We start from the raw sequence: 10,577 nt of genomic DNA, 5'->3' as shown, positions 1-10,577 counted from the left end.
ATGTCCTCCTTTGTGGATACTATCAACTATATGGTTGATTTCATCAATCATATACAGGCGCCCGCCAGCGGCGCCGATGACCACATGGCCAAGGAGACGTTCGATGATCGTTCTGGAAAGGGTGAGGCGCAGGGTCGGAGGTGTGTTCTGCATGGCGGCGGCCGCTTGGGCGGGAGGAAGCGCCTGGGCCGCCGAGCCATCCGCGGCGGAGTTTCCATCGCGCACGGTGCAGGTAATCGTGCCCTATCCGCCGGGCGGCCTGACCGACGGACTGGTCAGGCAGTTGGCGGCTGAGCTGGGCCAGGCCTGGAAGCAGAGCGTGGTCGTCGAAAACCGGGGCGGCGGGGGCACGACCATAGGCACCGCGCAGGTGGCGCGCGCCCAGCCCGATGGCCACACCCTGCTGTTCACCAGCACGGGCCTGGTCACCAACCAGATCCTGATGAAATCGCTGCCCTACGAGGCGGACGCGCTGTCCGCCGTGGCGATGGGCGGTACCGCGCCCAACGTGCTGTACGTGCGGCCAGGGCTGCCGGTCCAGTCGGTAGCCGAGTTGGTCGCCTACGCGAAGGCGCGGCCCGGCGAAGTGAAGTTCGCCTCGACCGGGAACGGCTCGAGCCCGCACCTGACCGCCGAACTGCTCGCCTCCCGCGCGGGCATCTCCATCCTGCACGTACCCTACAAGGGCGCGGGGCCGGCCCTGACCGACCTGCTGGCGGGCCACGTCGACGCCATGTTCCATTTCCCCGCCTCGCTTGCCCTGGCGAAGCAGGGCAAGCTGCGCGCGCTGGCCGTGGCCGCCGACGAGCGCCTGGCCGATGCGCCGGACCTGCCCACCGTGGTGCAGGCGGGCGTGCCGGGCGTGGTGTCCGGCAGCTGGTTCGGGTTCTTCGTGCCGTCCGCGACGCCGGCGGCGATCCAGGACAGGATCCATCGCGACGTGGCACAGGCTCTGCGAGCGCCGACAGTGCGGCGCTACATGCAGGAATCGGGGCTGGTGTCCCCGCCCATGTCGCGCGCCCAGTTCTCGGCCTTCATCACGCACGAGCGCGACAAATGGGCCGAGCTCATCCGGACGCGCAACATCCGGCTGGAGTAGCCTAGGCCAGCCGGGCCAGGGTGGCGGCCAGCGCTTCGCCCACGGGGATCTTGGCGGCTGCTTCGTCGCCGCGTCCCTGCAGTTCGACCTGCCCGTCCTTCAGGCCGCGGTCGCCGATGGTGACGCGGACCGGCACGCCGATCAGTTCCCAGTCGGCGAACATCACGCCCGGGCGCTCGTCGCGGTCGTCCAGGATCGCGTCGACGCCTGCTTCCTTCAGGCCTTCGTAGAGCTTGGTCGCGGCCTCGCGCACCGCTTCGCTCTTGCCCCAGCCCACCGGGCAGACGACCACTTCGAACGGCGCCAGCGCGCGCGGCCAGATGATGCCGCGCCCGTCGTGGTGCTGTTCGATCGCGGCGCCCAGCAGGCGCGTGACGCCGATGCCGTAGCAGCCCATCTGCAGCAGCGCGGGCTTGCCGGTCTCGTCCAGGTAGGTGGCCTTGAGCGCCTCGGAATACTTGGTGCCCAGGAAGAACACGTGGCCGACCTCGATCCCGCGCTGGATCGCCAGCGGGCCGCTGCCGTCGGCCGACGGGTCGCCGTCGACGACGTTGCGCAGGTCGGCCACCAGGTCGGGCTCGGGCAGGTCGCGTCCCCAGTTCACGCCCACGTAGTGGTGGTCGGCCTGGTTGGCGCCCGTGACGAAGTCGTGCAGGTTGGCCACGGTGCGGTCGGCCACCACCTTGACCGGCTTGGCGGTGCCCACGGGCCCGATGAAGCCGGGCACGCAGCCGAAGTGCTCGACGATCTCGGCATCGGTGGCGAACCGGTAGCCGTGGTCCAGGCCGGGAATCTTGCCGGCCTTGATCTCGTTCAATTCGTGGTCGGCACGCAGCAGCAGCAGCCAGATCTGGGCCGGCTTGCCGGCTTCTTCCGGCTCGACCGCCAGGGCGAGGGACTTCACGTGGCTGGCCAGCGGCAGGCCCAGCAGTTCGGCCACGGCCTCGCACTTGGTGGCACCGGGGGTGGGCATCTTCTCCAGTGCCCGGCCGGGCGCCGCGCGCTGGGCAACCAGGCAGGGCGCCTCGGCCAGCTCGATGTTGGCGGCGTACTGGGTGGCCGGGTTGTAGACGATGAGGTCTTCGCCGGTGTCGGCGATGACCTGGAATTCATGGCTGCGCGTCCCGCCGATGGAGCCGGTGTCGGCCGCCACGGCGCGGAAGGTCAGGCCCATGCGGGCGAAGATGCGCATGTACGCGTCGTACATGGCGTCGTAGCTCTTCTGGGCGGCGGCCTCGTCGCGATCGAAGGAATAGGCGTCCTTCATCGTGAACTCGCGGCCCCGCATGACGCCGAAGCGCGGCCGGCGCTCGTCGCGGAACTTGGTCTGGATGTGGTAGAAGTTCTTGGGTAGCTGGCGCCAGCTGTGGATCTCGTTGCGGGCGATGTCGGTGATGACTTCCTCCGAGGTCGGCTGCAGCACGAAATCGCGGTTGTGGCGGTCCTTCATGCGCAGCAGCTCGGGGCCGTACTGCTCCCAGCGGCCCGATTCCATCCACAGCTCGGCCGGCTGCACGACCGGCATCAGCAGCTCGAGCGCGCCGGCGCGGTTCATTTCCTCGCGGATGATGGCCTCGATCTTGCGAATGACCCGCAGGCCGATGGGCATGTAGGTGTAGATGCCGCCGGCCAGCTTGCGGATCATGCCCGCGCGGGTCATGAGCTGGTGGCTGACGATCTCGGCGTCGGACGGTGCTTCCTTGAGGGTGCCGATATGGAACTGCGATGCGCGCATTGCGGTGCTCACGTGGATGGATACGAGTTTGGCCCCCCTGGGCCTATAATTGACTCAATTGTATGAGAATCGCTGGGGTGGCTCATGCTGGATCGTGAAGGTTACCGTCCCAACGTCGGCATCATCCTCGTCAACCAGAAGAACGAGGTCTTCTGGGGCAAGCGCGTCAACGAACATTCCTGGCAGTTTCCGCAGGGCGGCATCAAGCACGGTGAGAGCCCTGTCCAGGCGATGTTCCGCGAGCTCCATGAAGAAGTGGGCCTGCGGCCCGAGCATGTCCGCATATTGGGTAGAACACGCGACTGGTTGCGCTATAACGTGCCCGACCACTTCGTCAGACGCGAATGGCGCGGGCACTACAAAGGTCAGAAGCAGATCTGGTTCCTGCTTCGCATGCAGGGGCGCGATTGCGACGTCTGCCTGCGGGCCTCGTCGCATCCTGAATTCGACGCGTGGCGCTGGAGTTCCTACTGGGTCCCGCTGGAGTCGGTCATCGAATTCAAGCGCGACGTGTATACGCTGGCCCTGAACGAGCTTGCGGTCGTGCTTTTCCGCCGGAACCACGAGACCCGGTACCTGCGCCAGCACATCGGTTCGCACCGACGCGGCCAGGGTGAACCGGCACCGCTGTCCAAGGAAGCGCCCGAGGTCTGAACCCCCGCGACCCCCTGCGCGGGGTTCGGGTATCGTGTCGGGTGCAACCTGTATATGGAAAACACTTATGCCTAGTCAGTTCGCCGGGGCGCGCCCGATGCGTCCCGCCCGCCGGGCCCTGCGCGCCGCCGCCTGGGCCGGCGCCGGATGCCTGGCCTTGTTACTCGCCGCCTGCGGCAGCCAGCCGCGCGGCGATGGCAACTACCTGCTGGACGATATCGATGCCCAGCGCACCCTGCCCGATGCCGGATGGGAAGCCCTGAAGTCGGAGTTGCCGCCGGTGCCCACCGAGGCCGACGTGCTGCCGGTGGAAAACCTGTCGCGCAACGAGCGTTTCCGTTTCGGCGTGGATCCGCGCTCCATCCAGATCGCCCCGGGCCTGATCGTGCGCTATACGCTGCGCGCGGTCAGCGACCTGGGAGCCGAGAACATTTCGTACGAATCGGTCCGCTGCGGCACGCGCGAATGGCGCACCGTGGCCCTGTACCGGCCCGGCGCCGGCTGGCAGCGCCCGGTCCACGACGAATGGCGTCCCTTGCTGCCCAATACGATCCAGCACGTGCTGCGCAACGGCGTACTGTGCTCGGGCGGCGGCCCGGCCGGCGCCAAGGCGTCGGACCTGGCCTATCGCGTGCGCCACTGGGAGCGCTATGCCGACGCCATGGCGGGCCGCAGCATGCAGTAGCAGCGGATTCGCGGCACGGGCAAAAACAAAAACGCACAGCCTCGGCTGTGCGTTTTGCGTGCCTGGCTACAGGCTTGTCGACCAGATCAATGGTCGGGGCGAGAGGATTCGAACCTCCGACTCCTGCGTCCCGAACGCAGTACTCTACCAGGCTGAGCTACGCCCCGACTTGTCGGTCCGGCCTGCCGGATACGGGCTTGTACAACTTGCCCGGCAGGCCGTCTTTCTTTTCAGCGATCTCGGTTGATCGCGAAAGCGCAGAATTCTAGCAGAGAATCTCGGAAAGCGGAAACGGGGTAGGTGGATATCGCCGCGACCGCCGCATCCGCCTCGATCCGGGCCCGGGCGCGGGTGTAGTCCAGGGCGTCCGATTCCCGGATGGCGGTGGCGACCGCGACGAAATCGCCTTCGCCGTTCTCGATGGCGGTGCGCACCAGCATCTGCTGCGCCGGCGTGCCCACGTCCAGCAGGCGGATCAGCGGCAGTGTGGGTTTGCCTTCGCGCAGGTCGTCGCCCAGGTTCTTGCCCAGTGCCTCGGCCTCGCCGCTATAGTCGAGCACGTCGTCGATCAGCTGGAACGCCGTGCCGGCGCGGCGGCCGTATTCCGCCGCCGCGGCTTCCTGTTCGGGCGTGGCGCCCGCCAGGACCGCGGCCAACTGGGCCGAGGCCTCGAACAGGCGGGCGGTCTTGTAGCGCACCACCTGCAGGTAGCGTTCCTCGGTCACCAGCGGATCGTGCACGTTCAGCAGTTGCAGGACCTCGCCCTCGGCGATGACGTTGGTGGCGTCGGCCAGGATCTGCATGACGCGCACCGAGCCGGTCTCGACCATCATCTGGAACGAGCGGGAATGCAGGAAGTCGCCCACCAGCACGCTGGCGGCGTTGCCGAATACCGCGTTGGCCGTGGCCCTGCCCCGCCGCAGCGCCGATTCGTCGACCACGTCGTCGTGCAGCAGCGTGGCCGTATGGATGAATTCCACCACCGCGGCCAGCAAATGATGCTGTTGCCCCTCGTATCCCAGCGCCCGGGCGACCATCAGCAGCAGGGCGGGACGCATCCTCTTGCCGCCCGCGCCGATGATGTAGTCGGCAATGGTGCGGATGAGCGGGACGTCGGAGTCGAGTCGTGCCCGGATAACGGCGTCGACGCGCTGCATGTCGTCGGCGATGGGGGCGAACAGGGTCGGCAGGCTCAAGGGGAATCCGTGGGTAGACTGGCCGTTGCCGGCCAGGTGTGCAACAAAAGCCGAGATGCAACAACCGGCGGCATGGCGTGACTGGGAGGCCCGCGAGCGGGCGGCGGCGCCCGAAAGCGCCGTGGCAACGAAATTATACCGGGGCTGTGCGCGGGACGAGGCCGGGATTGACGCTCCGGCACAACTCCGGTTATAGTCTATGGTTCGACCCCTATTGGGGCTCGAGCTTTGAACAACCCAAGAGGTCATCCCATGTACGCGGTCATAAAAACCGGCGGAAAGCAGTATCGCGTTGCCGCTGGCGAAAAGCTGAAAATAGAACAGATACCGGCAGACATTGGGCAAGAGATCACGCTGGACCAGGTCCTGGCAGTGGGCGAAGGCGATCAACTCAAGATCGGCGCGCCTCTTCTGTCCGGTGCCGTGGTCACGGCCAAGGTTCTTGCACACGGTCGCCATGACAAGGTCCGCATCTTCAAGATGCGTCGGCGCAAGCATTACCAGAAGCGCCAAGGCCACCGTCAAAACTACACCGAAATCCAGATCGGCACCATTTCCGCCTGATGGGGGCCCGGCGCGGCCGGGCACCGGAATGTAGGCAAGAATCGGTAACGAACAAGCAGGAGTGCAAACATGGCACAGAAAAAGGGCGGCGGTTCCACACGGAACGGCCGCGACTCAGAAGCGAAACGCCTGGGCGTCAAGGCCTACGGCGGTGAATTGATCCCGGCTGGCTCGATCATCGTGCGCCAGCGCGGCACCCGTTTCCACCCCGGCGTCAACGTCGGCGTGGGCAAGGACCACACCCTGTTCGCGCTGGTCGACGGCCGCGTGCAATTCGCGGTCAAGGGCGCCCTGCGCAAGCATACCGTCTCGATCGACCCTGTGTAATAGACCCCCCCCTACGCGCTGACGCGCGCCCCCCAGGGGGCGGCACTGGCGGACTGGCGGAGCCAGATCCGCTGTGCCCTGGATCTGGGGGGCGGCTGCGTGGGGGAGTTCGAATAGGCAGTGGCGAGGGCTTTCGCGCTTCGCCAAAATAGCGCCGCCGCGCGATGTTACGCGTGGAGGCGTTTTTTATTATCATCGCAAGTTCTGCTTGCAAGGACTCTCAAGTCCCGCCCGAACGTGCCGGCGTCCCATTTCCTGGGTGCCGTGGATCCGGTCCCGCCGGTTCGCCAGCGCTACCCTCTTTTGACGGGGGAACAGCCGTAGGCCGCAAGGGGGTGGGCTTCCCTTTATGAAATTCGTTGACGAAGCCACCATCGAAGTGATTGCCGGCAAGGGCGGCAATGGCGTGGCGAGCTTTCGCCGCGAGAAATTCATTCCCTTCGGCGGACCCGATGGCGGGGATGGCGGGCGGGGCGGCAGTGTGTATGCCGTGGCCGACCGCAACATCAATACGCTGATCGACTACCGCTACGCCCGCCTGCATCGCGCCCAGAACGGCGAGCAGGGTAGCGGTTCCGACCGCTACGGCGCCGGCGGCAGCGACATCACGCTGCGCATGCCGGTAGGCACCATGGTGTACGACGCCGAGACCAACGAGCTGCTGTTCGACCTGGCCACCCATGGCCAGAAGGTCGTGCTGGCCGCCGGCGGCAATGGCGGGCTGGGTAACCTGCATTTCAAGTCCAGCACCAACCGCGCGCCGCGGCAGTTCACCCACGGGCGTCCGGGCGAACAGCGCAAGCTGCGGCTGGAGCTGAAGGTGCTGGCCGACGTCGGCCTGCTGGGCATGCCCAACGCCGGCAAGTCCACGCTGATTCGCAAGCTGTCGAATGCCCGGCCCAAGGTGGCCGACTACCCGTTCACCACCCTGCATCCGAACCTGGGCGTGGTGCGCACCGACGCCGAGCGCAGCTTCGTGATCGCCGACATTCCCGGGCTGATCGAGGGCGCGTCCGAGGGCGCCGGGCTGGGGCACCAGTTCCTGCGCCACCTGTCGCGCACGCGCCTGCTGCTGCATCTGGTGGACGTGGCGCCCATGGATCCCACGGTGGACCCCGTGCACGAGGCGCGCGCCATCGTCGAGGAGTTGCGCCGCTATGACCCCGCCCTGTACGAGAAACCGCGCTGGCTGGTGCTCAACAAGGTCGACATGGTGGACGACCCGCAGGGACTGAAAGAGGCGTTCTGCCTGGAGTTCGACTGGGACGGCCCGGTGTTCTGCATTTCCGCGCTGGCCGGCGATGGCACCCAGGAACTGGCCTGGGCCGTCCAGAACTGGCTGGACGAGCAGCGCGAGGCCGAGCAGGCCTTCGACGAGGACCTGCGCTTCGTCGAGGCCCAGGCACCGGCGCCCAAGCCGGCGCCGGTCCGGCGCCGTCCGCGCCGCGTGCCGGCCGATGGCGGTGACGCGGGCGCCCAGACCCCCGAGGATGCCCCTGATACCGATGGTGGCGATGCCGGCGGCGAGGGCGGCGATGGTGGTGGCGACGGCGATTGAGTTCCACGATGAATAGCACTTCCGTGATCGCCGCCGCCCGGCGGCTCGTGATCAAAGTAGGCTCCTCGCTGGTCACCGACGAGGGACGGGGCCTGGACCGGAGCGCGCTGCTGCGCTGGGCCGGGCAGATCGCGCACCTGCGCGCGCTGGGCAAGGAGGTCGTCCTCGTGTCCAGCGGCGCCATCGCGGAAGGCATGCTGCGCCTGGGCTGGGACAAGCGGCCCACGCTGGTGCCCGAATTGCAGGCGGCCGCCGCGGTCGGCCAGATGGGCCTGGCGCAGGCCTACGAAAGCGTGTTCGCCGAACATGCGCTGCATACCGCGCAGATCCTGCTTACCCATGAAGACCTGTCGGACCGCACGCGCTACCTGAACGCGCGGTCGACGCTGTTCACGCTGCTGCGACTGGGTGTCGTGCCCATCATCAACGAAAACGACACGGTGGTCACCGACGAGATCAAGTTCGGCGACAACGATACCCTGGGCGCGCTGGTGACCAACCTCATCGAGGCCGATGCGCTGGTCATCCTGACCGACCAGGCCGGCCTGTATTCGGCCGATCCGCGCCGGAATCCCGACGCGAAGTTCGTGTCGCACGCGCGCGCGGGCGAATCGGAGCTGGAGTCCATGGCCGGCGGCGCGGGCAGCAGCCTGGGCAAGGGCGGGATGCTGACCAAGATCCTGGCCGCCAAGCGGGCGGCGGGCAGCGGCGCGCATACCGTGATCGCGTCGGGCCGTGAGCCCGACGTGCTGGTGCGGCTGGCCGGGGGAACCTGCATAGGGACCGAGCTGCGCGCCTCGCTGCCGCTGTTGTCGGCGCGCAAGCAGTGGATCGCCGATCATCTGCAACTGCGCGGCCGCGTCACCGTCGACGAGGGCGCCGCCCTGGCGCTGACACGCGACCACAAGAGCCTGCTGTCCATAGGCGTGACGGCGGTCGAGGGCGAGTTCGAGCGCGGCGACGTCGTGGCCTGCGTGGACGCTTCCGGCAGGGAGCTGGCGCGTGGTCTGATCAATTATTCCTCCAGCGCCACCCGCCGCATCATGCGCCAGCCCTCGAGCCGGATCGAGGCGCTGCTGGGCAGCATGGAAGAGCCCGAGCTCATGCATCGGGACAACATGGTCATCCGCTAAGCGCGATGCCGGCGGTTCGACAATAAGAAACAGGTCGGGAGGATGCGGCGATGGACGCCGGGCCTGTCTTCCTGTTATTTTGTGTACGCTGTACACATTTACTGTTTCCGTTCCTTCCATCCTGCCATGCCGCGCGCCGGCATGAGGAGCTCATCCGTGAATGCCGACCTCGACCGCCGCAAACGCTGGCTGGCCTTGATGGTGCTGTGCCTGGGCGTGCTGATGATCGTGCTCGACACGACCATCGTCAACGTGGCGCTGCCCTCGATCCGCGACGACCTGAAATTTTCCGAGACCGCGCTGGTCTGGGTGGTCAACGCCTACATGCTGACCTTCGGCGGCTTCCTGCTGCTGGGCGGGCGGCTGGGCGATCTGTACGGGCACCGGCGGCTGTTCGTGGCCGGCATCGCGCTGTTCACCGTGGCCTCGCTGGCCTGCGGGCTGGCCCAGTCCCAGGCCATGCTGGTGGCGGCGCGCGCGGTGCAGGGCCTGGGCGGCGCGGTGGTTTCGGCGGTGTCGCTGTCGCTGATCATGATGCTGTTTCCCGAGCAGGAAGATCGCGCCAAGGCCATGGGCGTCTACGGCTTCGTGTGCGCGGGAGGCGGCAGCATAGGCGTGCTGCTGGGCGGCTTCCTGGCCAGCGTGCTCAGCTGGCATTGGATCTTCCTGGTCAACCTGCCCATAGGCGCGGCCGTCTATGGATTGTGCATGGCGCTGCTGCCGGCCAAGGGTGGGCAGCCGGGCGAGCGGCTGGATATGGCCGGCGCGGCGGCGATCACCGCCTCGCTGATGCTGGCCGTGTATGCCGTGGTCAACGGCAACGAACGCGGCTGGACCTCGTTCCATACGCTGGGCCTGCTGGGCGCCGCCGCCGTGCTGCTGGCGGCCTTCCTGGCCATCGAGTCGCGGGTGCGCGCGCCGCTGATGCCCCTGGGGCTGTTCCGGCTGCGCAACGTGGCCACGGCCAACGCGGCGGGCGTGCTGTGGGCCGCCGCCATGTTCGCCGCCTTCTTCATTTCCGCGCTGTACCTGCAGGTGGTGCTGGGCTACAGCCCCATGCAGGTGGGGCTGGCCTTCCTGCCGGCCAACGTCATCATGGCGGTGTTCTCGCTCGGCCTGTCGGCCCGGCTGGTGATGCGCTTCGGCATCCGCGCGCCGCTGGCCTGCGGGCTGGCGGTGGCGTCGGTCGGACTGGCGCTGTTCGCGCGGGCACCGATCCAGGGCGACTTCCTGATCGACGTGCTGCCGGCCATGTCGCTGCTCGGCCTGGGCGCGGGCGTCGCATTCAACCCCATGCTGCTGGCGGCCATGAACGACGTGGATCCCCGCGATGCCGGCCTGGCCTCGGGCGTGGTGAATACCTCGTTCATGATGGGAGGCGCGCTGGGCCTGGCCGTGCTGGCCAGCCTGGCGGCGGCGCGGACGAACTTCCTGCTGGAGCGGGGCGCCGCCCAGGTTGCCGCGCTGAACGGCGGCTACCAGATGGCCTTCGCCCTGGGCGCCGCGTGCGGCGCGGTGGCCGCGGTCCTGTGCGCGATGCTGCTGCGCCCGCCCGCGGCCGCGCGGGCGGGCGATTCCGCGTCGACGGCGTAGCTACGCCTGGATAGCTGGTGCGTGGCCCGGTCG

General features: G+C 67.7%; 10 protein-coding genes and 1 tRNA gene. 8 read left to right on the top strand and 3 right to left on the bottom strand.

The window, feature by feature from the left end:
- Positions 1–151 precede the first annotated feature (151 nt).
- Positions 152–1,099 carry a tripartite tricarboxylate transporter substrate binding protein gene (locus EGT29_RS22925; protein WP_161567921.1) on the top strand — a complete coding sequence of 316 codons (948 nt, stop codon included), beginning with the start codon at positions 152–154 and terminating at the stop codon, positions 1,097–1,099.
- Position 1,100: 1 nt separating this feature from the next.
- On the opposite strand, the gene EGT29_RS22920 is transcribed toward EGT29_RS22925, so the two are convergent.
- Positions 1,101–2,834, bottom strand: coding sequence for a proline--tRNA ligase (locus tag EGT29_RS22920; RefSeq protein WP_124691151.1), 1,734 nt, complete (start codon positions 2,832–2,834; stop codon positions 1,101–1,103).
- Between the two features lie 84 nt (positions 2,835–2,918).
- Here EGT29_RS22920 and EGT29_RS22915 point away from each other — a divergent pair, with 84 nt between their 5' ends.
- On the top strand, positions 2,919–3,488 hold the full coding sequence (locus EGT29_RS22915) for an RNA pyrophosphohydrolase (RefSeq protein WP_124691150.1): 570 nt from the start codon (positions 2,919–2,921) through the stop codon (positions 3,486–3,488).
- A 67-nt stretch (positions 3,489–3,555) separates the two neighbouring features.
- A complete protein-coding gene (locus EGT29_RS22910) occupies positions 3,556–4,173 on the top strand; it encodes a CNP1-like family protein (protein ID WP_124691149.1) in 618 nt (205 codons plus the stop codon).
- Between the two features lie 90 nt (positions 4,174–4,263).
- Here EGT29_RS22910 and EGT29_RS22905 read toward each other — a convergent pair.
- A tRNA-Pro gene (locus tag EGT29_RS22905) sits at positions 4,264–4,340 on the bottom strand.
- Positions 4,341–4,403: 63 nt separating this feature from the next.
- Entirely contained in the window at positions 4,404–5,369 is a 966-nt protein-coding gene (gene ispB / locus EGT29_RS22900; RefSeq protein WP_124691148.1) for an octaprenyl diphosphate synthase, read from the bottom strand.
- A 252-nt stretch (positions 5,370–5,621) separates the two neighbouring features.
- Between ispB and rplU the strand changes: the two genes are divergently transcribed.
- The 5 genes from rplU to EGT29_RS22875 all read left to right on the top strand — a co-directional run bounded on the left by rplU (position 5,622) and on the right by EGT29_RS22875 (position 10,544).
- Positions 5,622–5,933: a 50S ribosomal protein L21 gene (gene rplU / locus EGT29_RS22895; RefSeq protein WP_087841668.1), complete on the top strand. Its 312-nt coding sequence runs from the start codon at positions 5,622–5,624 to the stop codon at positions 5,931–5,933.
- Positions 5,934–6,002: 69 nt separating this feature from the next.
- Positions 6,003–6,260 carry a 50S ribosomal protein L27 gene (gene rpmA, locus EGT29_RS22890; protein WP_087841667.1) on the top strand — a complete coding sequence of 86 codons (258 nt, stop codon included), beginning with the start codon at positions 6,003–6,005 and terminating at the stop codon, positions 6,258–6,260.
- A gap of 349 nt (positions 6,261–6,609) precedes the next feature.
- On the top strand, positions 6,610–7,818 hold the full coding sequence (obgE, locus tag EGT29_RS22885; protein WP_124691147.1) for a GTPase ObgE: 1,209 nt from the start codon (positions 6,610–6,612) through the stop codon (positions 7,816–7,818).
- A gap of 8 nt (positions 7,819–7,826) precedes the next feature.
- Positions 7,827–8,951 (top strand): glutamate 5-kinase, encoded by a 1,125-nt coding sequence (proB, locus tag EGT29_RS22880; RefSeq protein ID WP_192901772.1) that lies wholly within the window; start codon positions 7,827–7,829, stop codon positions 8,949–8,951.
- Positions 8,952–9,092: 141 nt separating this feature from the next.
- Positions 9,093–10,544 carry an MFS transporter gene (locus EGT29_RS22875; RefSeq protein WP_370282573.1) on the top strand — a complete coding sequence of 484 codons (1,452 nt, stop codon included), beginning with the start codon at positions 9,093–9,095 and terminating at the stop codon, positions 10,542–10,544.
- The last annotated feature ends 33 nt before the right edge of the window (positions 10,545–10,577 follow it).

Origin of the sequence: Pigmentiphaga sp. H8, from assembly GCF_003854895.1 — a bacterium.
In the GTDB taxonomy this organism is placed as follows: Bacteria; Pseudomonadota; Gammaproteobacteria; order Burkholderiales; family Burkholderiaceae_B; genus Pigmentiphaga.
This window is presented reverse-complemented; position numbering and strand designations above follow the sequence as displayed.